Source organism: Kitasatospora sp. Ki12 (genome assembly GCF_054601375.1).
On sequence record NZ_BAAIHT010000001.1, the window covers coordinates 1,784,425 to 1,809,011 of the forward strand.

Consider the following 24,587-nt stretch of genomic DNA (forward strand, 5'->3'; position numbering starts at 1 on the left):
TTTCACCGTGCGCACTTCCCGCCTCCTGGCCGCGTCCACGCTGGTGGCGCTCTCGCTCGGCACCACCGTCGGCGCCGCCACCGCCGGCGCCGTCAGCGTCACCCCGACGCCGACCCCGCCGCCGAGCGCCACGGCCACCGCCGCCTCCCCGTCGGCCCCGGCCCCGACCTCGGCCTCGCCGAGCGCCGGCGCGACCACCCCGGCCCCGACTGCCACCACCAAGCCGACCAACCTGCCGACCCCGCCGGTGCCGGCGCCCAGCGGCGGACCGTGCCGCAGCAACCTGCACAAGGACATCAAGGTCACCGGCAGCGGCCTCGCGAAGACCACCCTGGTCAAGGGCGGCGCCGCGCAGGAGGCCACGGTGACCTTCGAGAACGACAGCCCGGTCGACCTCAAGAAGGTCAGCGCCTACTTCTTCTTCACCGACGTGGTCGAGGCCCCGGTGACCAACCCGGTCACCTGGGGCAAGGAGTCCTTCACCATCCAGGTGAAGCTGCCCGGCGGGGAGTGGAAGGCTCCCGAGCCGAGCACGGTCACGGGCAGCTCGTCGTACCTGATGGTGAACCTCGGCGAGAACAAGATCGCCAAGGGCGGGAAGCTCACCTTCCAGGTCCGGCTCGCGGCCACCGCCAAGGCCGTCACCGGCAACTACTTCGCCCAGCTGGGGGCTTCCTCCGAGACCTTCGAGGGCAAGGACGTGCCGGGCGCCCCCGCGGACCTCTGCCTGTCCTACGGCGGCGACTACCGCGTGGACGACCTCTTCAAGGTGGCCGACGCCACCGCGGCCACCACCGCCCCGACCACCACCGCGCCGGTCGGCACCGCCGCCCCGTCGCCCTCCGGCGGCCCGCACCTGGCCGAGACCGGCTCCAGCTCCAACACCCTGCCGATCGCCCTCGGCGGCGCGGCCGTCCTCGCCGTCGGCGCCGGCACCCTGGTCGCGCTGCGCCGCCGCAAGTCGGCCGCCCAGAGCTGACCCCACGGGTAACCCGAAGGGGCGCGGGCCGTCGGCCCGCGCCCCTTCGGCGTTCCCGGCTCCTCAGGAGGCGGCCCGCAACAGCGCACCGTCCTGCCATTTGAGGATCTTTTGATCCCCGCAAGCCCCTGACCTGCGAGTTCGACCATAAAAGTGCCGCTGACCAGGCGAAACTACCTTCAGTAGTCCGCACTGGTCAGCGGCACTTTTGGCCCTCGTGTGCCCCAGATGTGCCCCCCGCGCGCGAGGCATCCTGGTGGCCGACCAGGTCAACTCCCGTGAGACCTGCCCTGGCGCTCAGCCATCAGGCCAACCCAGGCGGGGTAGCGCCGGGAGCACGATCTATCTCATCACTACTCCCGGCACTTTTACGCCACATAGGCGCTACGCGGCGAAAATTGAAATCGGCACAGTTGTGTCGTCGACGATCGTCCAGCCAGTGCCCATCTGGACCCGGGGGTCAAGCGGCGGAACGCGAGCGAGATCTTCGCTGTTCAGCGACACCCCTGCGGGGAAGGCCGACGAATTGGTCAGAACTGCGTCGAAGACGTCGCCGATGGCATCCGAAATCTCCGCCGAATTGTCAACAGCCGGGAAAACGACAGAAACGCCACTGGCATGACGCACGATAAGATGGACGAGCAGTTTGCGCGCGTGACGGTCCAGGTAGGAGTCACGCCAAAGGGCAGGGATGTCCAGGTAGCGACCGCGCGTGACGAAGTCGACTCTCCACAGGTAGCCACACGATCCACTAATTGGATCTCCAGAATCGCGCGGCCCGGCCCACGGGCGTCGGGTGTACGTTACCCGAATGTCCGTATCGTACTGACTCTGCGCATGATTGATGAGGCGCCGAGCCGTCCGATGGTTGCCAACGATCCACGAATCAACTACTGGGTCTTGAAGGTCCTCGTCGATGTACGTTTCACGATTGTAGGACGCTAGCGCCTCAAACGCCCCCTTCTCCAAGTCCCGCAATGTTTGTTCGAGTCGACTCAGGTCATCAGCGTGGGGGCGGCGAAGATGTCCAATTCTGTTTCTGATCGCCAAGAGTTCGTTCACTCGCCCCTGAAAAGCGGACCGTTCAAACAGGCTGGGCCCCACCAAGTCCCAGGAGCTATCCAGGAGGGGGAATAGCTTGCCCACATCGAGATAGGCCAGCGGGTCATCCCAGTCTGGACTGGCCATGTATGTCCGAAGCTTGTCTTTTTCCTGACGAGACAGAGCACCCTGGCCAATGTGTGACGCCCAGTCCACGCCATGAGCAGCTCTGAGTTCGACATAGAGCAACGACCGCAGCCAGGTCTCAAGCTGCCACCATCGGGCATACAGAGCCAGCGCTCTGGTAGGGAGACCTGCGTTACCAACGGATGCGCTGATGGCGTGTCGCTCTTTCGCGGGCATCTGTTGCCACACGCTACGGGACCGGGTTGTCATAGCGGGAGCATAGGAGGCGCCGGGAGAATTGGCGTCTGAATTCACAACATCAACCGCCTACCTGGCACCTGCAAGGGCGAGCTACGCGGCGCTCAACGCCAGACTGGCAGCGCGCATGGCTTCCCGGACCCGCGCGGCTCCGTTAGCGGCCACGACCGCCCCATTATCGACCTGGGGCCTTCGTCCACCCAGGCCCGCACACGCGGCACAGATGCCCGGCTGCGGGACCGGGTCATGGCACTTGGCGCATTCGGCGTATCGAGGCTTCACGGGCTGCTGTGGGGCCTGCACGGGCGGCAGCTTGCGCTGGAGGCGGCTGCGGAGCACGCCGACCGGAGAGTGCAGGGGCACGGGCAGGCCGGGCAGCAGGGCCTGGGCCAAGTCCTGGGCGGTGCTGCCGCGCTCCAGCCACTGGGCGACGAGCGGCGCCAGCTCGGTGGCCTCGGCCTCGCCCAGCCGCAGGCGCGGCTCCGGGCGGACCACCCGGAACAGGGTCGCCACCGCCTCGCGGACCTGTTCGTCCGGTACGGCCGGAGTCTCCTGGTCGATGGTCTGGCCCTCCTCCCGCCCTTCTAGCCGGTCGGCGGTGTCCCCGACAGCGGCCGACTGCTGGTCGGCCTGCTCGACGGGGTGGGAGCGTTCTTGGTACCGGTTCTTTACAAGAGGGACGCCAGCACGGCCGGTATTCGCCTCACCGGAGACCGGACGGGTGACACCCGGCATTGCCAGCCGCGGGGTGTCGTAGACGTGGGTCTCGGTTCGGATCGTCCCGTCCGGCATGCGGATCTTCTCGACCCCGTAGTACCCGGCCTCGGTCAGTTCCTTCAGGGCCTTGCGGATCGCCCCACGCCCCTGCGGGCTCGTGTCGGCCATGTGCCGGCCGTCCTCGCGCCAGCCGTCCGGGCGGGAAAGGAGGTCGGCGAGCAGGCCGCGGGCCGTGTAGGACAGCCGCCGATCCTGCAGCAGGCCGTTGGGCAGCACGGTGAAGCTACGTACGTGTTCGGTACGATGGACGCGCATCGGGAGGTCGTACTCCTGTTGCCGGACCCCGGAGCGTTGGCGCGCTGCCGGGGTCGCCTATTTTTGGTTGGATCACGGAACGTACCACGTCACCCGCCACACCAAGGCCCTTTTGCCGCAGCGGTCTTGATCACAGCAAGGGCTGCACTTTTTCGGTGGAGCCGTATGTGGTGGCCTTCGTGGGTTGCGCGCGAATGTCGGGTGGCCGAGCCGACCCGGCCGCCTTCGCGGTCAGCGGGCGGCGAGGAGTTCCCCTCGCTCGACGGCGTCGCGTAGGACGGCCGCGAAGTCCTGGGGCAGGAGGTTGACCGTGTCGAGGGCGTCGGTGGTCAGGGGGATCTCTTCGAGGATGTACTCGCCTCGGCCTTCCTGGCTGAACTCGGGGCCGGTGCGGTCCTCGAAGTTCCACTTCTCGATGGTGGCGAGGTAGAAGTCCTGGCGCTCATCGTCCGTCTCGATGGTGTGGAGGAGGCTGACGATCTCGGCCTCGCCCGCGATCTCTTCGCGGACCTCGCGCAGCAGGGCCTCCTCGGGGCTGGCGTCGGTCGGTTCGATCTTTCCGCCGACGATCACCCAGTACGGGTCGATGCCGGGGCGGATGCGCTTGATCAGCAGCATGGTGTCGTTCGAGGTGAGGAGGACGGCGCGGACGCGGTGCTGCATGGTGATCTCTTCCTTCTCGGTGGTCTCGGTGGTGTGAGGCGGGTCAGTGGAGGAGCCAGCCGCCGTCGACGTGCAACGACTGGCCGGTGATGAAGGACGCGCTGGGGCCGGCGAGGAAGGCAACCGCAGCGGCGACGTCCTCGGGGCGGCCCCGGCGCTGGACGCACTGGCGGCGGATTTGGTCCTCGGGTCGGGCTCGGTGGTGGGCGGGCAGGTCGTTCTCCGCCTCGACCTGGATGGCCCCGGGTACGACAGTGTTCACGCAGATCCCGGCCGGTCCAAGTTCCCTGGCCAGCGACCTGGTGAGGCCGAGGAGTCCGGCCTTGGCGGTGCTGTAGGCGGTGAGTCCGGGGCGGCCGGCGCGGGCATTGACGCTGCCGATGTTGACGATCCGGCCCCATCGGCGCTCGGTCATGCCCGGGGTGATGGCCCAGCAAGTGCGGTAGTGGATGGTCAGGTTGGACTCGATGGCGAGCGCCCAGTCGTCCTCGCCGAGCCTGTCCCACGGGATGCGCGGGTAGGCGCCCGCGTTGTTGACGAGGACGTCGACCGGCCCGAGTTCGGACTCGACCTGACTGACCAGCGCGGCCACGGCGTTCGGGTCAGTCAGGTCGGCACTGACCTCGATGCCGCTGCGGCCCTCGCGCCGCACGTCGGCGAGCACGGTGCGAGCCTGGCGGATCTGCGCGAGGTGGTTGATGGCGACGGCAGCTCCGGCGGCGGCCAGGGCTCGGCCGATCGCGGCGCCGATCCCGGTGGCTCCGCCGGTGACCAGCGCGACCCGACCTTGGAGCGGCAGGGCGACGATGGGCAGTTCAAGCGGCGTGGGTGTGGTCATCGTCGGTCCGATCGTCGGGGCCGGTGGCCGGCGCGGGCTGGGTGCGGGTGAAGGTCTCGCAGACGGTCTCGGGCTGCTGGGTCTCGGCGAGCTTGGCCAGGAGCAGGAGGAGGTCGTGGCCGGTGAGGCGGCCGGGCGGGATGACGCCAAGGATCCGCAGTGTGAGGAAGTGGCGGATCTGGGCGAGGAAGCGGTCCGGGGCCAGTCCGGCGGAGGGCGCGAGGTCGGCGCGAACGCGCTTCAGCAGGCGATCGATTGCGGCCCGGCGCCCGGCGCCGACCGCCCAGGTGTAGCGGACTTCCAGGCGGCGGTGGCGCTCGTCGTAGTCGACGTGTTCGAGGTGCGGGGTGCTGACCGGCGGCAGGTGCAGCGGGAGGGTGCGGGCGTACACGTCGGGCTGGTAGGTCGGTACGAGCCAGCCGCCCATGCCGAGCAAGTACCAGAGGAGGATGGCGATTTCCCCGGCGACCGTGTTGCGGCCGGCGTACTGGAAGTCGAGCCAGCACAGCGGGTCGGCGATGTTCGGTTCGGTCGGGTCGCCCTGGGTGAGCGCAGTGACCCAGGTACGGACGGAGCAGAGCGCTTCGCGGGCTTCCCAAATGATGGCGGGCAGGTCGAGGCGCATCGGGACGCCGTTGACGACGAGGATGTGACCGGTGAGGGCAAGCACGGGCAGCCGCTGGTCGGTGCGTGGGGCGGGGACAGTGAGCTGGCCGGACAGGTACCAGGTGTCGATCCGCCCGCCGGGGCGGATGCGGTCCAGGTAGAGGCCGGTCACGCAGTCCGAGAGCGGCGCGGCGCGAACGCTGTCGGCGACTGCGGTGAGCAGGCTGTCGCAGACGGCGTCGATCAGCGCGGTGACCCGGGGCAGCGCGCTCGGGTACCGGTCCGCGGTGGCGATGACGTCGCCGAGCAGCATGCTGCACCGGCCGGTGGCGAACACGTCCTCGTAGGCCACGACGTGCCTGTCGGCCGCCCGGCTGTGGCCCAGCAGTTGGGGCACCGGCAGCGTGCGTGCGGTGGCTTGCCAGCCCTGGACCTCGGCCTCCGCTGCGGCGGGGACGAGGATCTTGCGGAAGGCCGGGACCGAGGCGACGGGGCCGTTCATGCGCGGCTCGTCGGCAAGGCGATGGTGGCCAGCCAGTGGCCCAGGACGATGTTGGCCAGCTCCACCGCCTTCTCGCGGTCCTCGCGGGCCTGGCGGCGCAGGTCGGCGTCAGCGAGGGGCTCGCGGTCGAGGAAGACGCCCAGCGCGTCGTCGTCCGAGGCACGTTCGGTGCCCTCGAAGCGCAGCATCACCTTGGCCAGCAGAGCGGTGATCTTGAACAGGGCGCGCAGGTCGGGGGCTCCCTTGAGGAGCTGGCGGCGGATCTCGATGGCGGCCTGCACGCCGGCCTCGACGCTGGTCGCCACGTCGCCGGCCGCGTCCGGGGCGGGCAGGGCCAGGCCGGGACGGCACCACAGCGGCACGAGGGAGCCGGAGCCGATCAGCATGAGGACGTGCAGCAGGCGGGAGGTGACTGCCCCGGTGCGGCACTCGTCCTGGGTCAGCACGGTCAGGCCGAGCTTGACGCCAGCGAGTTCGGCTTCGAGTTCGGCGAGGGCCTGCCGGAGCCTGGGGAGGCTGTCCTGCTCGGCGACGACGAAGACGTCCAGGTCGGACCACCCGTGCTGGTACTTGCCTCGGGCGCCGCTGCCGGTCACGGCGAGAAGGTCGATGACGGGCGGCACCTGGACGGTGGTGCGGTCGAGCAGCTCGGACAGGTAGGACTCCAGGTGGACGGGCAGGCCCAGCGTGTTCACCGGCGTGGTGGCCGGCCTGCGCAGCGACCACCGGCGGGCCAGGGCGATCCCGTCGAGGCGGCGCTCCAGGTGCAGGCGGGTGTGGTTGTTGTCGATGACCTCCTGCGCGAGCGAGGCAATCCCGGCTGCGCCACGGCGGGCCTTGACGGCGTCGCGCTCGACCACGTCCTCAGGCCCAGCGGTGCCGCGTTCGGCACGGACCTCCGGCGTCGCGTCGACGTACACGACGGTTAGCTGCTCGCCGAGCATCCGTCGCAGCTCGGCGGTCGCGTCCTGGTCGTGCAGGGATTCGATGGTGACGTGGTCGAGGAAGTGGTGGGCCGCGCAGTAGCGGTCGAGGCCGTCGACCAGCAGCTCGGCCCGCACCACAGCCGGGAGCTCATACGGGTCGGCGGTGCCGGCGCGCTGGGCGGCGTCCTCGATCAGGTAGCCGATCTTGAGGCGGGCGTACCCGTGCCTGACCCGCAGGTACTCGCCCGCCGTGCTCTTGCCACTCTCCGACATGCCACCGAGCGCGATCACCCGCACCCCGGGCAGGGCGCGGGGCGGCACGAGCGGGGCGACCGGGTGTAAGCGCTGGCGGATCTCGTCCTGGACGGCCATGACCCGGCGCTCGCCGACCACGATGGTCTCCGCCCACCTGCCCTCGGCGATGAGCCGGTGCATCTGCAGGTGGAGGTGTCGCTGGTAGTCCGCGTAGGCCGGGGTGACGTGCCGCTCGTGGGACAGGCTACGGGAAGTGCCGATCACCGGGTCCTCGTCGTGAAGGAGCACGATGCCGTACTCGGCCGCCTCGGCGGCTCGCACGTCGGCGGCGTACGGATCGAGGAGCTTGCCAGCCCGCTCGGCGGCCTCGTCGGGGTTGAGACGCTCGCGCACCGCGACGGTGGCGGCCAGCGAGGCTTCCAGCATCGGGATGCCCCGGTCCATCAGCCGCACGGGCGCGGCGGCGGGCCTGCGGGAGCGCTCCAGGTAGGAGCTGGCGAGGACGTCGGCGACCTCCTCGATCGGGCCGCGCTCGAACCACCAGGCGCCCATGCCCGTGGCCTTGATGCCGTCCCAGCGCGGGTCGTAGTCGTCCAGCCGTCCGGTGGCGTGGGCGGCGGAGCCGAGGCGGCGAGCCAGAATGCCGATCTGCTTGGTCTTGCCGACGTTGTCGGGACCGCTGATCGCGATCGTCACGGACTGGGAAGGCGTGGGGTCCTGCTCAGGAGAGATGGACACGATTTCCTCCGAGGGCTGCGCAATGTCTGTGGGGCGGTGGGCGGCCCTCGGCCGGACGCCGCAAGGGCGCCCGGCCGAGGGCCGGATCGGGCTACCGGCCCGGGTACGGCGGCTGCGGGGTCGGCGGGGCCGGGGGCGGAGGCGGCGGGGGCGGCGGAGGCTAGGGGGCCTCCAAGATCGGAGCGGCGGTTTGCGGCACGGCGAATCTCCCTTCGGCGTGACGGGTTCCGGCCTGGCGGGTCGCCGAGGCCGGCGAATGTGGGCGGATCCGGCTGCGGGGGTTCACCTGGAGCCGCCGGTCCCGCCTCGGGCCGGTGTGCGGCGGATGCCGAGGCGGGGGTCTTGGGGTCAGGCGGGCGGCGGCGGGTCCGGCACCGACGCGGAGGAACCAGCCCGGTCCAGGGCGTCCGCCTCGACGGCGTGCTGGATCGGAATCGACAGCAGTCCGAGGACGACGGCGTGGCCGAGCAGCCACAGCCCGGCGAGTACGTCGCTCACCGGGTCGCGGTCCGCGCTGCGGTGCCGGCCGCTCACGCCCGCTCCACGGCGATGTCCGCCCACGTCGTCTTGCCGTACGGCTCCAAGTCGACGCCCCAGACAACGGCCAAGCAGTCGACCAGGGCCAGGCCGCGGCCGGACTCCGCGTCGTAGGCGGCGGCGCCCACCAGGACCGGCAGGGCACGGGATCCGTCCCGTACGGAGATCCGCACGGCCTGGCCGGCGCGGTTGGTCACCCGGGCGACGCCGACCCGCATGGTGGTCAGGCAGCCGGTCTTGGCCGCGTTGGAGACCAGCTCCGTGGCGACCAGCTCGGCGTCGTCGGCCAGGTGACCCAGCTCCCAGTCCGCGAGCGCGTCGCGGATCAGTCGACGTGCCGTTGAGGCGGACTGCGGCGCGTACGGCAACTCGACCGTGGTGGGTCGTGCGAGTGGTTCCGTTCTGGTCAGCGTCTCGGTGGTCACGGTCCGCTCCTGGTCGCCAGGGCCGCCTGCTCCGGACAGCGGGGGCTGTCCGGGCGGCAGCGGTCGGAGTCAGCCGCCCGGGGCTTCCCCGGAGTCGGTGTCGACTCGCGACCCGAGCGGCTGACATCAAGTCAACCGTCCTTCCTTCGTCCAAGTCCCTGTCTCGGCGGGTCGGTTGTCTTTACCGTGTTTACCGCCGCCCGGCGCCGAGGAAGGGAGTGGTCATGGCACAGCCTGTGACGAACCACCAGCTCGAAGCGGCCATCAACGACGCTGACATGACCTTCGATGCTCTCGCCCGGGGCGTCGTCCGCGTGGCGGCCGAGGTCGGTGTCCACCTGCGGACGAACCCGTCGACGGTCCACAAGTGGCTGCGTGGCGCCGATCCGGAGGGCGACACTCCCGCATTCATCTGTGAGGCCCTGTTCCGTAAGACGGGACGGCTCTACACCCCAGCCGAACTCGGGCTACGGTCGGTGGAAGGATCCGATCCGGGCCTCGGGCTGTCCATCGGCCCCGACCCGGTGGGCGTCCTCGCACGGGTGTGGAGAGCTGATTTGGACCGACGAAAGTTCATGGCCGCCTCGGCGTACTCCGTCGCCGCGATGCACCTGCCGCTGGACTACGTCCGCGAGAGCGCCGAACGCACCGCAGCCGTCCGAGGCGGCGCCGTCGCCGGAGCCGCCGAGGTCGCTGCCGTCCGCGACATGATCAGCATGTTCACCGAGATCGACGAGCGCCACGGTGGCCAACACGGCCGCTCCGCCCTGATCCAGTACCTGCGCTCCGACGTCGCCGCCCTGTGCCGGGGCACCTTCCGCACCCACGAGGACCGCCAGCAGATGCTCTCCGCCGCAGCGGTCGGCGTGCACCTGGCCGGCTGGAAGGCGTACGACGCAGGCGAGCAGGGCCTCGCCCAGCGCTACTACCACCAGTCGTACGCCCTCGCCGTCGAGTCCGGGATCGTCGGCCACGATGCCTTCGTCCTGCGCACGCTCGCCCAGCAGGGCATGAAGCTCCGCCACCCCTCCAAGACCTTCGCGCTGTCGGAGACCGCTCTGTCGCGCGTCGTCGGCCGCGTGGACGCCTCGACGGAGGCCCTGTTCACCATCACCCACGCCCACGGCCTGGCGGCCACCAACCAGCGTCGCCCCGCCGTCCAGGCCGTCCAGCGGGCCCGGGACTTGCTGGAGGTCGCCAACGGCGACGCGATGCCGTACTGGGCCCTCTCCTGGGGCCCGGCACGCGCCACGGTCAACTCCCGCAGTGCCAAGGTATTCTCCCGGCTCGGCGACCGGAAGGGCGCCGCAGAGAACTACGCGGCGGCGGCGGCCAACCGCCCGGCCACGACCTACACGAGGATCCTCGCGCTCGACCTGGTGGCCCAGGCCAAGATGGAACTCGCAGACGGCGGCATCGAGCAGGCATGCGGCACCTGGAACCGCGCGCTCGACGCCATGGCCGGCGTGCAGTCCGTCCGCACCCGCCGTTCGGTGATGGAGATGCGCAAGAGCCTCGCGCAGTTCAAGAGCCGTGGCGTCTCGGCCGCCCAGGAACTCGATGAGCGGGCAGCCACCTTCTTGGCCTGACGCTCTCGTCATCGTCCCTGCGGGGCCCGCCCATCCAGTCGTGGGCGGGCCCGCCAGACTCAGGCGTCGTTCCAGGTCGTCCCAGCGAGGATGCCTCGTTCGCCGAGGCAAACGAACTCCCCCCGCCAGCACCAGTCGAGTTCGAGGCAATTGTTGGATATCCCCTGCCGCGACTGCTACGAAGGATCTACTGTGAGGTGGCCAACGGTGGCTTCGGAGTCCGCGGCGACGAGGGTGTCCTCTGTAAGCACCTTCAGTGCTCCATGCCCTGTAGCCCATCAGCTGCAGAGAGCAAGAAGTCCGCGAAATGCTCTGTCAGCGGCACACCCGTGAGCGGCTCGAGGAACAGAAACTGACCCTGCGGGTTCACCTCAAGCCAGACCGGTTGCCCTTCCGGTGTCAGCTTGAGGTCCACGACACCCATGCGTAGCCCCAGACGCCCCAGTACCGTGCCCACATGTTGGCGGAGGTCCTCGGGAACCGGCCATGGTGATATGGGCACTTGGAGGTCGGGGCGCCAATCAAGTTCATCGGTCTCGATGAGCGCAGCGTACATATGCTCGCCGAAGCAGTTGAGCCTGATGTGTTGACTACCCTTGATGTACTCCTGATAGGTGGCGGGACACACCTCGAACGACGTCGCCGGGATCGATTCCGGATCGTCGATCCAACCCGTCCAGAGCGAGGGGCCCCGGGCGCCGACGACGGGCTTGACGATGGCTCGCCCGACCTGCCGCGTGAATGCTATGACGTCTTCGCGTGACTGCGAGATCAGGGTGCGCGGCACCCGGAATCCGGCGTCCCGAGCCACCCCGAGTTGGTACACCTTATCGGTGGCTCGGTCAGTCGCTTCGGGTGGCGAGATCCACTGACCGTGAAAGGCGGAAGCAAGGATCCCATCAAGTGCACCACGGCAGTCGTTGTTGACCAGACTGCCCTCGTGGGTATTGCCGGAATGCGCAGTGATCTCCTGGTTAGCCCTGGCCCGGCGCCACCACAGGACAACGGCCTCACCGGGATCGACAACGAAACCTTCGGACGTCAGAACGGCTGCCGTAGTGGTACCGGAGCCGGAGTCCTCATGGTCGCTGTGTGAGCGCCAGGATAAGGCATTCCTGCCTCCAATCGTATCGCACTCCACGATGTGGAATTGGGTGTGGCCTCGACTACGCACCGCATGCTGGACAGCAATTACGTGGAGGTCATCGTGCACCGTGACGGCCAGTATCACGCTGACAGTCCACAATCGTCGGACATACTTGACGAGCCGTCCGAGCACCCGGTCTCAGAGGCGCCCTCGAGATTGTCAGCTACGATCTCGAGCCCGGTAGTCTGCCGAACCGCTCGTTCCCAGGCCCTGAGCTGTTCAGGGGTATTCAAGCGCACATAGCTGTCGGGCTGCACGCGGAACACGATGGGAGGCGGCATCTTAACGACGACGTCATCCCCAAACGCATCCATCGGATCGCCGAGCTTGAACCCAGCCATGGTACTCACCTCGCTTTGGGAGTCTCGCTCTTACACTCCACGAAACCACCGATAAGAGTTCGGCGCACTCTGGCCGCTCGGGCTTTCATGTGAGCTGCCGTCCGGCAGGTGATCATGTCAGCAGAGAGTGCCCCTGACCAGCGAGAATAGGGATTGTCGAGGTCCTTGTTCCCGCACGTCGGAGGCACTTCCAGGCGAAGAAGCGTATCGGGTCCTAACGCATGTCCACATCGAGGGCGGCCGGGCCGTGGTGTCGCAGGCCGGGGCCGTGCTGCTGGTCGGGGCTGAGGCTGCTGGGCGGGGCTCGGGGCAGCAGGTTCTCCCTTCCCGGAGTCAGCGTCGGTGGGTGGGGGCGTTCAGGGCCGGGCCGGTGGCCGTTGTAGGGACGACGGCGGGCGTGGCGGTAGCGCGTGCCGTGGTGGTCTTGGTCCGGGCCGCGGTGGTGCGCTCGCCGGTGGTGCCCTTGCGGCTGCGGGCTTTCACGGACCACAGGAGGTGCTGGGCTGGTGAGTTGGCGCCCGCGAGGTCGTTCGGCTGGGCGGCCTGGGCGAGGGTGTCACCCACGTCGTGGCCGGCCTGTTCGGCGTCGGCCAGGACGGTGGCGAGGGCGGGCCAGGCAGGGTCGGTGGTGATGCTCTTGGCGTGGTCGGGCAGCACGGTCTGGACGGTGTGCTGGTAGCGGGCGAGGGTGTAGGTGTCGGGGGTGCGGTGGGCAAGGTCGGCCAGCGGCTGGGCGGCGGCCTGCTGGTAGGCAGCGTTGAGGTGGGCACCGGTCTGCCAGGCGGCCTCGGCCTGCTGTTGGTGGCCGTGTTGGGCGTGCCAGCGGGCGGCGGCGACCACCGCGGCGGCGATCACGAACAGGACCAGGGCGAGGACTTCGTCGTCCTTGGTGCCGCCGGTGTAGAGCAGTTCGCGGGTGACGCGGTGCAGGGCGCCGGCCTTGCGGTGGTGGGGTGTGATGCGGGAACGGTTGGCGCGTTCGAACACCTCGGTGGCGGCTCGGAGCTGTGGGCGGAGCGGGGGCGGGCCGAGGGCGGCGGTGATGTCGAGGAGTTCGCCGAGGGCGGCGATGTGGGCTTGGCCGGCCTGGTCGTCGCTGGTGCGTAGGGCGTGGGGGACGGCCTCGGTGGCGTGGGCGGCGCGCTGCCAGGCGCCAGCCCAGTCACTGGCGCCGGTGGTGGGTTCGATGCCCGCGAGGCGCTGGCGGATCTTGGGCAGGGACAAGTCAGGGGCGAGCGTGCTGCCGCTGAACCATGCCGTCTCGCCCGGCAAGGTCACGCTGTAGCCCCCGATGTCGCCGGACGGCAGCCGCCGCGGCTTGACCTGGACGCCGAACTCTTCGAGGGCGAGGAAGAACTGCTCCTCGCTGCTGGCGGCGGCAACCGCCAGCCGGACCTTCGTCCGGAGCTGTTCGCGGACGGTGGTGGTGTGGCCGATTCGCTTGGCGCGGTGCTGCTCGGCCTGGGTGGGGCGCTTGGCGGCGGTCCCGTCGCCCGGTCGGACCCGCCGGAGGCCGTAGTCGACTTCGATCTTGCGGGCCTCGCGTTGGGCGCGGGTGAAGTCGCGGCCGTTCTCCGGCGTGCGCCCGTCCTGGCGCACCAGGGTCGCGACGATGTGGATGTGGTCGGCGTTGTGCCGTACCGCGACCCAGCGGCACGCTTTGGTGTCGCCATTGGGGGCGATTCCGGTGGCGCGCAGGATGCGCCGGGCGATGGCGGCCCACTCGGTGTCGGAGAGGATGCGGTCCTCGGGTGCCGCCCGCACGGAGCAGTGCCATACGGTCGTGGGCGGCCGGTTCTCGGGCCCAAGGGCGTTGACGGGCAGGTCGAGTTGGGCGGCGAGCTTGGCGATGGTGTCCCTGGGGCCGCGCTTGCGGTCTGGGGCGGGGTCGGGGGCGAAGCCGTTCCACGAGGCGATCATGTGTGGGTCCTCGTGCTCGTCGGCCCTGCCCGGCCCGTAGAGGTACTGGATGAGGGCGTAGGTGCCGCCGGGGTTGTGGTCGATGCTGGGGATCAGCTCGCGTTCACCTTCCGATGATCGAGGCGGCGGCCGTGTCGATGCCCTCCAGGGTCTGCACGACGCGGTCGAAGACGTGTTGCAGGTGGGGCGGGGGTGTGCCGCCGACCCACAGGTTGTGGGCGATCTGGTTGAGGTTGTTGCCGATGGCGGCGGCCTGCCGGTCGGCCTCCATCAGCTCCTCCAGGAGGCGGCGGATGTCGGCGACGGCGGCCTCGGGGTTGTCGCTGCGGGCTGCGGCCACGGTGACGGCGGCGGCGTAGCCGCCGGGCTTGAGGCCGCTCGCCGAAGCAGCGGCCTGGACGTCAGCCCATTCCTCGTCGCTGAAGACCGGATGGCAGCGGTTGCGGCGGCGAATCTTCAGGTACTGGCGGTGCCGAATCCCGGGCATGACGCCCGAATCGCGCTCGGCGCGACTGACGGAACCGACCGGCTGCGGCACATCTTCCACCGGCACCCCTGGGCCGGAACCGGTCGCCGCTTCCGCCACCCCTGGGGCGGAAGCGGCGACGGCCGGCGCCCCCTCGGGGGCGGCGGCGCCGTGTGGACTCCACACGGCCCAACTTGCTGCCACGCGGCCCTCGGTTCCTTGCTGCGATGGGGAGTTGACGTCGATGGTCGGGTCGGTGTCTCGGTGCACTCATGGGTCCTTACGAGTCGGAAGGTAGTCGGGGTGCCGCCCCGGCCTACTCGGCGCCAGGGCCGCGGTACGGCGGCAGGTAGCGGCGGACCAGTTGCACTCGTCGCACTCGTCCCGGGCAAGCAGGACGGGCGCGCGAGCGCAGAGGGTGGGACGAGTGGGACGGGTCGGCGGGCCGGGGTCAAGCCGCACAGTTGCCTTCGCCCTGCGGCGGTGCGGGCTCGGGGCAGTAGCGCCGCCACGGGTCGAGGAAGTCGTTGCGGACGAAGCCCTTCGCCTGCCGGGAGTCAGGGAAGCGGATGTTGGACGAGGAGACGCCGAAGTCCTTGAGCAGGAGCTGCAGTCCGCGCGCGGTCAGACCGCTGACGCCGAACTCCGCCCATGGCGCCTCCTCCAACGCCCGCAGCTGGGCGAGGAGGGTGGCGGTGGCGAGCGCCGGCGGATCACCGAGGGCGGTGAACACGGTCCGGATGTCCTGCAGGATCCGGATCTTGGCGCCGTCCCCGTCGTCGTCCAGACCGGCCTCGTGGGCGCACATCGCCGCGCACGCGGCGCGTGCGGTGGCGGGCCAGTGACCGCCGGCCAGGTCGGCGACGATCACCAGTGGTTCCCACGTGTCGGCGGCGCGGTCGGTCACCGGCATGGCGGGCAGCATCCCCACGGCCTTCGGCAGCAGCGGACGGAGCCAGTCGGCGACGCGGTCGCGCAGGTCGTGGAGCGGTTTGGTGTCGAGGGCCGAGCGGAACGGCTGCACGGTCTCGCCCGGTGCGCGGCGGCGCATCCGGACGACCACCGAGCGGTCCATGATCGTGTCGGGAAGATCGCCGATCCCCGCCAGGGCGGCCATCGCGAAGGTCGGGAACTTGCCCGGCCTCATGTCCGGTCCGTTGCCGACCATGCGGATCGCCGGACGGTTGCGCTGGTGACCGGCGTTCAGCACCCCACGCAGTTCCTCGTTCCGCTCGGCGGCCTTCGACGTGCCGAACAGCGTGTCGGCCTCGTCCACCAGCAGGGTCGGCGGGTCCTCGGTGATCGAGCGGAAGACCGCGGGCAGGCTGGCGTTCACCGTGATGAGCGGGTCGTGGACCGTCTCGGTGACGATGTCCAGTAGTCGCGACTTGCCGCAGCGCTTCGCCGGACCGACCACCGCCAACCGGGGCGCGTGCTGCCACGCCGGCTGTCCGTGCGTGGCAGCCACCCACAGCGTCACCGCGTCCAGCGCGTGCGGGGACGGCAGCACGACGAACCGGGCGAGCGTGGACCGCAGCTCGTCCAGCAGCACCGCGCCCGGGTCCACATGGACCACCGGGACCGCCTCCGGACCGGACGGAACCACCGGACCGTCGTCCGGACCGGACGGGACCGGACCGTCCGCGACGGCGGTCCCCTTCTGCGGACCGGCGGTCCGGGACGAACCCGCAGGCCGGTCCGCCGGTCCGTCCCCGTCCGGCGGAATGGTCCGGGACCGGTCCCCGTGTTCCGCGACATGCTGCGGACCGTCCCCAGGACTGGTCCCCATGTTCGGACCGTCCGCAGCGGACGGACCATGGCCGTCCCTAGAGTCCGCAGCCGATACCGGTCCCGTCGAAGGTGTAGAAGGCATGCTCTCCAAGGAGTCTCCTAACTGCGGTCCCGGACCGTGGAGTCCTGGACCGCCGAGTTGAGCGGTGATGTGAGGAAGGGCCGTACGGTCCGCCGACGCGCTGGGCGACGGGGACGAAAGCTGACCGTGCAGGCGGTGCTCAGGCGGCGCGGCCTGAGCTCAGGTCGTCCAGCCATGCCTCCACCTCGGTCCAGCGGTAGCGCAGGTGCCGGCCGACCTTGATCGCCTTCGGGCCTTGCCCTCGGTGCTTCCACCCGTAGATGGTGTCGAGCGGCACCTGCAGGTGGTCGGCGAGCTCCTGGGCGGTGGCCAGCGGGCGGCGGTCGGTAGTGGTGGCGCGGAAGGGCTTGGTCACGAATCTCCGATGGGCAGGGAACAAGGGCAGGCCGAAATAGGCGGTCCCTTTCGGGCCGCCTGCTCGGGTGAGCGGTGGAAGTTCAACAGGAGATCGGAGAGTTTCCTAAAAAGGCCGCCAGACCCCCTTGCGAGAGCCTCCTGCGAACGCGATCCGGGCAGTATGCCCGGCCTGCGGCTCGCGACCTAAAAAGGGCCGAGCATCGCCCACCCTGGCTGGGTGCACGAAGTCGCCGCCCGCAGGTGACGGCGCCCATTGAAACCGTAGGAGCCGGAATATCTTCCGTGCAAGGACTTCGGGAAGATCGCGGAAAAGATCTTGCTGAGTGCGCCCGGCCAGCGCGCTTGGGTCACCAGCAGCCCCCCGGCGAGGGCGCGTGACCCAGGTCACTACCGCATGCCTCTCTCGCGAAGGTTCGCGGATTTCCCGGGACTATCTGACACTATTTGGCACTATCGGCCACTGGCGGGACGATCGAGCACCGTCCATTTGACAAAAGCCCGCCGGTCGATGAATATCCAACACCCGCCCGAAGCCAGCGCTGATCTCGGCTTATCGGATCTGCGGTTCGCCCGCGAGAAAAATCCCCCATTGCCCCACCGCCGCCCATCGGCCGCGTATCTCCATGTCTCCGACCGAAGGAGTCGAATGGCCACCGTCTACGACACCTGGCACAAGACCTACCCCCGCCCGACTGACAAGCCCTGCCGCGAGCACAAGGGCAAGTACCCGACCGCCGACCACGGCAAGGGCAAGCGCTGGCAGGTTCGCTACCGCGACCCCGACGACGTCCAGCGCAAGGAGGACTTCGAGCTCAAGACCAAGGCCGATGACCGCGCCGCCGAGCTCAAGGTCACGCTCAAGGACGGCACTTACATCGACCCGAACGCGGGCAAGACGACCGTGGCCGAGTACGCCGAGACGTGGCTGGAGGCCGTCACTCCCGGCCCGACCACCCTGGAGCGCTACGACGGCGTGGTCCGCAACCACATCGTGGCCCGCCTGGGGAACTTGGAGCTTCGGGCGCTCAAGCCGACCACGATCAAGCGCTGGATAAGGCGGCTTCAGGACGAAGGGTTCGCCTCGTCCAGCATCGGCTGGTACGGCTCCGTCCTGATCATGATGCTGGATGCGGCAGTTGACGACGGCGCGATCGCCACCAACCCCTGCCGGGCGAAGTCGGTGAGCTTCCCGAAGGTGGAGAAGGAGCCGGTCGTCCCGTGGTCCGTGGAGCGCGTCCACGCGGTCATCAACGGTCTGCCGGAGCGCTTCCAGGCCGGCGGCTCCGTCGCGTTCGGCTGCGGGCTCCGACAGGGCGAGGTCTTCGCTCTCTCCGTCGACGACATCGACTTCCGCCGCCGCATGGTGACGGTACGTCGGCAGGTGCGCTTCGTGGCGAAGACGATGGTGTTCGCGCTGCCGAAGGGCGGCAAGGTCCGACAGGTCCCGCTACCCGATGGGCTGGCAAGGGCCTTGAAGGCCCACATGAAGAAGTTTCCGCCGACTCGGGTCACGCTCCCCTGGCGCCTCGCCGACGGCGACGACCATACGGCGAACCTGCTCTTCACCGACGAGAACGCCAAGCCGTACCACCGCAGCGTCTTCAACGCGGGCGCCTGGAAGCTCGCGCTCGTCGCGGCCGGGGTGATCCCGCCGCGCGAGAAGGGGGCGAAGTACTTCCAGGCGGCCCCGGACGACGGCATGCACGCCCTGCGGCATGCCTACGCCTCGGTGCTGCTGGATGCCGGAGAGACGATCAAGGCGCTCGCGGCCTACCTCGGCCACAGCGACCCGGGCTTCACGCTTCGGACCTACACCCACCTGATGCCGACGAGCGAGTCGCGGACCCGCTCGGCGATCGACAGGGTGCTTCCTGGTGCGAAGGCGGGGCACAGCGCGCCGAAATCCGAGGGCATGTGCCCCACGTGTGCCCTGGCGGCCTGATCTCTACCTCATACCTGCTTCGACCCGGGCCCTGATAGTGGCCATTCGTGCAGGTCAGAGGGATACCGACGCTACGACGCCGCCTGGAGCAGCGCGCCGTCCTGCCACTTGAGGATCTTGTCGAAGCTGACGATCGCCCCCCGCAGGGGGTGGTTGCGGAGCTGGACGTGGTCGGTGAGGGCGTGGATGAGGAAGAGGCCGCGGCCGGATTCGGCGGTGAGGTCGGGGAGGGTGTCCAGGTCGACCGGGCGGAGGGTGGGGGCCGTGGGCCGGCAGGGCAGCACGTGGGTGTCGTACGGGTGGCCGTCGCGGCGGGGGCGGTGGGCGGTGAGGACGCGGGCCGGGACGGTGGCGCGGCCCCGGCGGGAGCGGTGCGGCCCCCGGCCGCTCGGGACCGGACGGGCCGGGGCGGCGGCGGCCGGGCGGCGGACCGGCGGGGCGGTGGGCGCGGGCAGGCCGGGGCCGGAGTCGGTGACCTCGATCCGCAGCCGGTCCCCGCTGATGGAGGCGGTGACCTGGAAGCCGTCGTCGGGCCGCCCGGCGGCACCGTGCTCGACGGCGTTGGCGCAGGCCTCGCTGAGGGCGACGCCGAGGTCGTCGGCGATCTGCGGGTCGACGCCCGCGGTCGCCATGGCACCGAGCAGGATGCGCCGGGCCAGCGGGACGCTGGCCGGGTCGCGCTTGAGGTGCAGAGTCCACCAGATGTCCACGGGAGGTCCCTCCTGGCTGCGGCTCCACATACAACTAGGTATCTCCGGGCGATTCGGCGGTGAACCGTGCCCGGGGGGCGCTACCGCCCGTTCGGCGGATGGACTGGGGGACGGGGTCTGTGCCGGGCGGCGCGTACCGGAACCCGCACGCCGCCGCCGAAAGAGGCATTCGTAGGGATTTCCCACCCTGCCCGTGTCGGCGTCGTACGCAATGAGAGGATGGCCCGGCCATGACTGCCCTCGCCGCCGCCCCGCTCCCGGGCGCCCCAGGACCGGCCCAGCCGGTACGGGCCGCCGCCTGGGACCTGCGGCTTGCCCGGGCCGTCCCGTTCGCGCTGGTCTGCACGCTGATAGCGGCCGCCGGGCACGCCCTGGCCGGTGGCGGGAACGTGCCGCCGACCGCGCTGGCGGCGGGTTTCGCCGCGGTGCTGGCGCTGGCGGCGGTCTGCGGCGGACGGGAGCGTTCGCTGGCGGCCATCGCCGGGGCGCTGGGCGCGGGGCAGCTCGGACTGCACTGCCTGTTCCACGGCTTCAGCGGCTCCGTGTCGGGCATGGCGGGCATGGCGGGCATGCACCACGGCGGCTCCGGCCCGCTGACCGTGCCGCAGGTGGCCGGCCGGCTGATCTGCAACGAGGCCCGGCCGGGCACGCTGGACGGTCTGCCCGGCAGCCCGTCGCCGGAGCAGCTGGTCTCCTCGGCGGGCCTGGATCCGCACGCGTTCGCCGCCGCGCCCTGGTGGCAGGGCGGCGTGCTCGGCATGACGCCGTCGATGCTGGCCGGGCACCTGGCCGCCGCGCTGGTGGCGGGCTGGTGGCTGCGGCGCGGCGAGGCGGCGCTGTGGCGGCTGCTGCGGGTGGCCGCGTCGGTGGCCCGGGAGCAGTGGGCGGCGCCGCTGCGGTCGGTGTTCGTGCTGGTGGCCGCGTTGCTGCGCGGTCTGTTCGAGGTGGCCGGTCCGGTCCGCCGCTTCGGCGCCAGGGGCGGGGAGAGCCCGCTCCCGGCGGGTGCCGTGCTGCGGCACAGCGTGGTGCGGCGCGGGCCGCCGCGCGGGGCCTTCGCGTACTGATCCGCCTCTCCCGGCCGTCTACGGGCCGGGTCGCGGCCGTGCGCACCGTCCGGGCCGTTCCCCCGACCACCGGGTCCGGCCCCGAGGCTCCGCCCCCACATCCCCACGCGCGGCCCCCGAGGCGCGGCTCCGTCCGCCGCCCGGTCCCGGCCTGCCACCGAGCTCCGATCGGAGACCCCGCATCATGCGTTCCCTTCCCACCCGCCGTCTCGCCGCCGTCGCCCTCACCGCCGCCGCCTCCGTGGTGGCGCTGGCCGGCCCCGCCTTCGCGCACGTCACCGTGAACCCGGGTGCGGCCGCCCAGGGCGGTTACACGGCCGTCGACTTCCGGGTGCCGAACGAGAGCGACGCCGCGAGCACGGTGAAGCTGGAGGTCAACCTCCCGCTGGACCACCCGCTGGCCTCGGTCCGGACCCTGCCGCTGCCGGGCTGGACCGCCACGGTCGAGAAGTCGAAGCTCGACAAGCCGATCAAGGTGCACGGCAACGACGTCAACGAGGCCGTCTCCAAGATCACCTGGACCGCCGACGCCGGCACCAAGATCGCCCCCGGCCAGTTCCAGGAGTTCCGGGTCTCGCTCGGCCCGCTGCCGACCGACACGGACAGCATGGTCTTCAAGGCCCTGCAGACCTACGACAACGGCGACGTCGTCCGCTGGATCGACGAGTCCAAGGACGGCCAGCCCGAGCCGGCCAAGCCCGCGCCCGTCCTGAAGCTCACCAAGGCCGAGGGCGGCGACGGCCACGGAGACAGCCACGGCGCCACCGCCTCCCCGACCGTCGCCGCCCACGGGGACAGCTCGGACCACGCCGCCTCCTCCGACGGCGGTGGCAAGGCGAGCGACTCCACCGCCCGCACCCTCGGCGTGGTCGGCATCGTGGTCGGCGTGATCGGCACCGCCGTCGGCGTGCTCGGCCTGCGCCGCAAGAACGCCGGCTCCGCCTCCTGACCCCAGCCCCGGCGGGGCCGTACCCGCACCCCGGTACGGCCCCGCCGGCGGTCCACCGCGCACGATCGGATCGGATCCCCGCATGTCCCGCACCACCCGCACCACCCGTCTGGCCGGCGCGGCCGCCCTCGCGCTGGCCGCCGCCCTGACGCTGTCCGCCTGCGGCTCCTCCGGCGGCGGCTCCGACGCCGCGAAGGTCACCCGGCAGAAGGAGGACACCCCGTACCAGGGCACCAAGCTGGCCAAGAACTTCGAGAAGCCGGACCTCCAGCTGACCGACACCTCCGGCCAGCCGTACGACCTGCGGCAGCAGACCAACGGCAAGGCCACCCTGCTGTTCTTCGGGTACACCAGCTGCCCGGACGTCTGCCCGACCACCATGGGCGACATCGGGGTCGCGATGAAGGCGCTCCCCGCGGAGGACCGGCAGAAGGTCAACGTCGTCTTCGTCTCCACCGACCCGCAGCGCGACACCCCCAAGGTGCTGCGCACCTGGCTGGACTCGATGGGCAGCGACTTCATAGGCCTCACCGGCGACCTGGCCAAGGTGAAGACCGCCGCCAAGTCGCTCGGCATCATGATCGAGGACCCGGTGGTCAACCCGGACGGCACGGTCACCTCGACCCACGGCGCGCAGGTGCTGGCCTTCCTCCCCTCGGACGACAAGGCGCACGTGCTCTACATGAGCGGCACCGAGGAGAAGACCTACGAGCACGACCTGCCGCTGCTCGCCAAGGGGGTCGCGGCGTGATGGTGACCGGGACGCGCTTCCGGCGGACGGCCCTCACCGGCGCGGTGCTGGCCACCGTCCTCGGCGGCGGCGCCCTCCTGGCCGCCTGCGGGACGGGCGGCCAGGACGGTGCCGCCGCCGGGCCGGCCAGGCTCAGCGTCGCCGACTCCTACATCCCGCTGCCCCCGGCCGGCGGCATGGCGGCCGGCTACCTGACCGTCCGCAACGACGGCGGGCAGGACGAGCTGGTCAAGGTGAGCAGCCCGGGCGCCGAATCGGTCACCATGCACCGCTCGACCCCGTCCAGCATGGAGCAGGTCGCCAGTCTGGACGTGCCCGCGCACGGCGCGCTGCAGTTCGCCCGCGGCGGCACCCACCTCATGATCATGGGCTGGCAGAAGGCCCCCGCCCTCGGCGACGAGCTGGAGCTCGACCTCACCTTCGCCAAGTCCGGCACCATCTCGGTCAAGGTGCCGGTCAAGGAGCTCACCTACCGCCCCGGCCAGAGTTAAGGGGACCGCCACCATGCAGTCGGCCGGCCTGGAGAAGGCCTCGCACCGCCGGATCGCCGGGGTGCTCGGAGTGCTCGGCGCGCTGCTCGCGCTGATGCTCGCGGGCGCCGGACCGGCCTCCGCCCACGCCACCCTGGACTCCACCGACCCGCGGCAGAACTCGGTGGTCGCCACCGCGCCGCAGGCGGTGACGCTGACCTTCAGCGAGTCCGTCTCGCTCTCCTCGGACTCCGTCCGGGTGCTCGACCCGGCCGGCAAGGCCGTGGACACCGGCGACCCGGGGCACGCCGACGGCAAGGGCAACACCGCCCGGGTCGGGCTGAAGGGCGGCCTCGCCAACGGCACGTACACCGTCGCCTGGCGGGCCGTCTCGGACGACTCGCACCCGGTCGGCGGGGCGTTCACCTTCTCCATCGGCGCGCCCTCGGACACCTCGGTGTCGGCCACCGCGCTGCAGGGCGCCAAGGCCGACGGCCTGGTCGCCGCGCTGTACGGGACCGGGCGCACCGTCGCCTACGCGGCGTTCGCGCTGCTGGCCGGCGTCGCCGCCTTCGTACTGATCTGCTGGCCGGCCGGCACCGCCCGGCGCCCGGTGCAGCGGCTGCTGATGACCGGCTGGACGGCGCTGCTGGTCTCCACCGTCGCGGTGCTGATGCTGCGCGGCCCGTACGAACGCGGCTCGGGCGTCGGGCAGGCCCTCGACCTGTCGCTGGTGCGCGCCACCCTGGACGAGCGGATCGGCACCGCGCTGGCCGCCCGGCTGCTGCTGCTCGCGGCGGGCGGGGTGTTCCTGTCGCTGCTGGTCGGGCAGCTGGGGCAACCGCCGCGGCCGCTCCCCGCGAAGCCCGCCGAGGACGACGGCGGTGCCGTCGGGGACGGGGACGCCGAGGCCGCCGAGCTGCGCGCGCTGGAGCTGCGGGCCGCCGAACGGCCGCAGCGGGAGGCCCGGCTCGGCCTCGGCGTGGCCGGGCTGGTGCTGGCGGTCGCCCTCGCGGCGACCTGGGTCGGCGCCGACCACGCCTCGGTGGGCATCCAGGTCTGGCTGGCGCTGCCGCTCGGCATCCTGCACCTGATCGCGATGGCGCTCTGGCTGGGCGGGCTGGCCGCGCTGCTGGTCGGGCTGCGCGAGGGCGTCGGCGCCGAGGTGGTGGACCGCTTCTCCCGGATCGCCTTCGCCTCGGTGGCCGTCCTGGCCGCGACCGGGATCTACCAGTCCTGGCGCGGCCTGGGCAGCTGGGGCGCGCTGACCGGCACCGAGTACGGGCGGCTGCTGCTGGTGAAGAGCGGCTGCGTGGCCGTGATGCTCGGCGTCGCGTGGATGTCCCGCTCCTGGCTGGCCCGGCTGCGGTCGGCACCGGCCGAGGCCGCCGAGGTCGAACGCGCCGAGACCGAACCGGCCGAGGTGCCGGAGCCGGTCGGCGTCGCGGCCCACGGCGAGGACCCGGTCCGCCGGGCCCAGCTGGCCCGCCAGCGGGCCGCCCGGGAGAGCGCCGGGCGCGACCGCGGGCTCACCCCGACCCGGGCCGGGCTGCGCCGCTCGGTGCTGGTCGAGGCGCTGGTCGCGGTGGCGGTGCTGGTGGTCACCACGATGCTCACCAACTCCCCGCCCGGGCGGGTGGCGAGCGAGGTCACGGCCGGGGCCGCCGCGCCGGCCGCCGGCGGGGCCGCACCGGCCCCGCAGACCGAGCCCGGCCGCACCGTCGAGCTCAAGCTCCCGTACGACACCAAGGGCCGGACGCCGAACGCCAAGGGCACCGCGACCGTCACCCTCAACCCGGCCCGGACCGGCCCGAACGAGGTGAAGCTCGCCCTGGACGGCCCGGACGGACAGCCGGTGGACGTCCCCGAGGTGCAGCTGGCCTTCACCCTGCCGGACCGCGACCTCGGCCCGCTGCCGGTCGCGCTCACCCCCGAGGGCACCGGCCGCTGGAGCGGGACCGCGCAGCTCCCGCTGGCGGGCACCTGGGTGGTGTCGGTGCAGGTCCGCTCCTCCGACATCGACCAGACCACGCCGACCCAGCAGTTCAAGATCGGCTGACGGCGGTGGGCGATGTGACGACG

Annotated in this window: 23 protein-coding genes; 8 read left to right on the top strand and 15 right to left on the bottom strand. The window is 71.1% G+C overall.

Annotated elements, in window-relative coordinates; all coding sequences use genetic code 11:
- Positions 1-7 precede the first annotated feature (7 nt).
- On the top strand, positions 8-979 hold the full coding sequence (locus tag ACYP53_RS07760; protein WP_308437515.1) for an LAETG motif-containing sortase-dependent surface protein: 972 nt from the start codon (positions 8-10) through the stop codon (positions 977-979).
- Between the two features lie 384 nt (positions 980-1,363).
- Here ACYP53_RS07760 and ACYP53_RS07765 read toward each other — a convergent pair whose 3' ends face one another.
- The 8 genes from ACYP53_RS07765 to ACYP53_RS07800 form a co-directional block, all read right to left on the bottom strand.
- Positions 1,364-2,383, bottom strand: a complete 1,020-nt coding sequence (locus ACYP53_RS07765; RefSeq protein ID WP_459646981.1) for a hypothetical protein — start codon at positions 2,381-2,383, stop codon at positions 1,364-1,366.
- 114 nt (positions 2,384-2,497) lie between these two features.
- On the bottom strand, positions 2,498-3,436 hold the full coding sequence (locus ACYP53_RS07770) for a hypothetical protein (RefSeq protein WP_459646982.1): 939 nt from the start codon (positions 3,434-3,436) through the stop codon (positions 2,498-2,500).
- A 231-nt stretch (positions 3,437-3,667) separates the two neighbouring features.
- Entirely contained in the window at positions 3,668-4,099 is a 432-nt protein-coding gene (locus tag ACYP53_RS07775; RefSeq protein ID WP_459646983.1) for an NUDIX hydrolase, read from the bottom strand.
- A 43-nt stretch (positions 4,100-4,142) separates the two neighbouring features.
- Positions 4,143-4,937 carry a 3-oxoacyl-ACP reductase FabG gene (fabG, locus tag ACYP53_RS07780; protein WP_459646984.1) on the bottom strand — a complete coding sequence of 265 codons (795 nt, stop codon included), beginning with the start codon at positions 4,935-4,937 and terminating at the stop codon, positions 4,143-4,145.
- Entirely contained in the window at positions 4,915-6,045 is a 1,131-nt protein-coding gene (locus tag ACYP53_RS07785; RefSeq protein WP_459646985.1) for a hypothetical protein, read from the bottom strand. The genes fabG and ACYP53_RS07785 overlap by 23 nt, the downstream gene beginning before the upstream one ends.
- Complete coding sequence (locus ACYP53_RS07790; protein ID WP_459646986.1) at positions 6,042-7,964, bottom strand: nucleotidyltransferase domain-containing protein; 1,923 nt, start codon at positions 7,962-7,964, stop codon at positions 6,042-6,044. Before ACYP53_RS07790 ends, ACYP53_RS07785 begins: the two co-directional genes overlap by 4 nt.
- A gap of 348 nt (positions 7,965-8,312) precedes the next feature.
- Positions 8,313-8,498, bottom strand: a complete 186-nt coding sequence (locus ACYP53_RS07795) for a hypothetical protein (RefSeq protein WP_459646987.1) — start codon at positions 8,496-8,498, stop codon at positions 8,313-8,315.
- Entirely contained in the window at positions 8,495-8,926 is a 432-nt protein-coding gene (locus tag ACYP53_RS07800; protein ID WP_459646988.1) for an ATP-binding protein, read from the bottom strand. The genes ACYP53_RS07795 and ACYP53_RS07800 overlap by 4 nt, the downstream gene beginning before the upstream one ends.
- A gap of 224 nt (positions 8,927-9,150) precedes the next feature.
- Here ACYP53_RS07800 and ACYP53_RS07805 point away from each other — a divergent pair, with 224 nt between their 5' ends.
- Entirely contained in the window at positions 9,151-10,515 is a 1,365-nt protein-coding gene (locus ACYP53_RS07805) for a hypothetical protein (RefSeq protein WP_459646989.1), read from the top strand.
- 253 nt (positions 10,516-10,768) lie between these two features.
- Here ACYP53_RS07805 and ACYP53_RS07810 read toward each other — a convergent pair whose 3' ends face one another.
- The 6 genes from ACYP53_RS07810 to ACYP53_RS07835 form a co-directional block, all read right to left on the bottom strand.
- On the bottom strand, positions 10,769-11,746 hold the full coding sequence (locus ACYP53_RS07810; RefSeq protein ID WP_459646990.1) for an ATP-grasp domain-containing protein: 978 nt from the start codon (positions 11,744-11,746) through the stop codon (positions 10,769-10,771).
- Positions 11,743-12,003, bottom strand: coding sequence for a hypothetical protein (locus tag ACYP53_RS07815; RefSeq protein WP_459646991.1), 261 nt, complete (start codon positions 12,001-12,003; stop codon positions 11,743-11,745). The genes ACYP53_RS07810 and ACYP53_RS07815 overlap by 4 nt, the downstream gene beginning before the upstream one ends.
- Positions 12,004-12,336: 333 nt before the next feature.
- Positions 12,337-13,923 (bottom strand): relaxase/mobilization nuclease domain-containing protein, encoded by a 1,587-nt coding sequence (locus ACYP53_RS07820; protein ID WP_459646992.1) that lies wholly within the window; start codon positions 13,921-13,923, stop codon positions 12,337-12,339.
- Positions 13,924-14,026: 103 nt separating this feature from the next.
- Positions 14,027-14,410 (bottom strand): plasmid mobilization relaxosome protein MobC, encoded by a 384-nt coding sequence (gene mobC, locus ACYP53_RS07825; RefSeq protein WP_459646993.1) that lies wholly within the window; start codon positions 14,408-14,410, stop codon positions 14,027-14,029.
- 430 nt (positions 14,411-14,840) lie between these two features.
- A complete protein-coding gene (locus ACYP53_RS07830; protein ID WP_459646994.1) occupies positions 14,841-16,178 on the bottom strand; it encodes a DUF3631 domain-containing protein in 1,338 nt (445 codons plus the stop codon).
- 223 nt (positions 16,179-16,401) lie between these two features.
- Positions 16,402-16,617 carry a helix-turn-helix transcriptional regulator gene (locus tag ACYP53_RS07835; protein WP_459646995.1) on the bottom strand — a complete coding sequence of 72 codons (216 nt, stop codon included), beginning with the start codon at positions 16,615-16,617 and terminating at the stop codon, positions 16,402-16,404.
- Between the two features lie 648 nt (positions 16,618-17,265).
- Here ACYP53_RS07835 and ACYP53_RS07840 point away from each other — a divergent pair.
- Positions 17,266-18,561, top strand: a complete 1,296-nt coding sequence (locus ACYP53_RS07840; protein ID WP_459646996.1) for a tyrosine-type recombinase/integrase — start codon at positions 17,266-17,268, stop codon at positions 18,559-18,561.
- A gap of 71 nt (positions 18,562-18,632) precedes the next feature.
- Here ACYP53_RS07840 and ACYP53_RS07845 read toward each other — a convergent pair whose 3' ends face one another.
- A complete protein-coding gene (locus ACYP53_RS07845) occupies positions 18,633-19,271 on the bottom strand; it encodes an ATP-binding protein (protein WP_459646997.1) in 639 nt (212 codons plus the stop codon).
- 230 nt (positions 19,272-19,501) lie between these two features.
- On the opposite strand from ACYP53_RS07845, the gene ACYP53_RS07850 reads away from it, so the two are divergent.
- The 5 genes from ACYP53_RS07850 to ACYP53_RS07870 all read left to right on the top strand — a co-directional run bounded on the left by ACYP53_RS07850 (position 19,502) and on the right by ACYP53_RS07870 (position 24,564).
- A complete protein-coding gene (locus tag ACYP53_RS07850) occupies positions 19,502-20,335 on the top strand; it encodes a hypothetical protein (RefSeq protein WP_459646998.1) in 834 nt (277 codons plus the stop codon).
- Between the two features lie 184 nt (positions 20,336-20,519).
- The gene (locus ACYP53_RS07855) at positions 20,520-21,284 is read left to right on the top strand and encodes a YcnI family copper-binding membrane protein (protein ID WP_459646999.1); all 765 of its coding nucleotides are present in this window, start codon (positions 20,520-20,522) and stop codon (positions 21,282-21,284) included.
- Positions 21,285-21,366: 82 nt separating this feature from the next.
- The gene (locus tag ACYP53_RS07860) at positions 21,367-22,035 is read left to right on the top strand and encodes an SCO family protein (protein ID WP_459647000.1); all 669 of its coding nucleotides are present in this window, start codon (positions 21,367-21,369) and stop codon (positions 22,033-22,035) included.
- Positions 22,035-22,526, top strand: a complete 492-nt coding sequence (locus tag ACYP53_RS07865; protein WP_189913389.1) for a copper chaperone PCu(A)C — start codon at positions 22,035-22,037, stop codon at positions 22,524-22,526. The genes ACYP53_RS07860 and ACYP53_RS07865 overlap by 1 nt, the downstream gene beginning before the upstream one ends.
- 13 nt (positions 22,527-22,539) lie before the next feature.
- Positions 22,540-24,564: a copper resistance CopC/CopD family protein gene (locus ACYP53_RS07870; protein ID WP_459647001.1), complete on the top strand. Its 2,025-nt coding sequence runs from the start codon at positions 22,540-22,542 to the stop codon at positions 24,562-24,564.
- Positions 24,565-24,587: the final 23 nt, after the last annotated feature.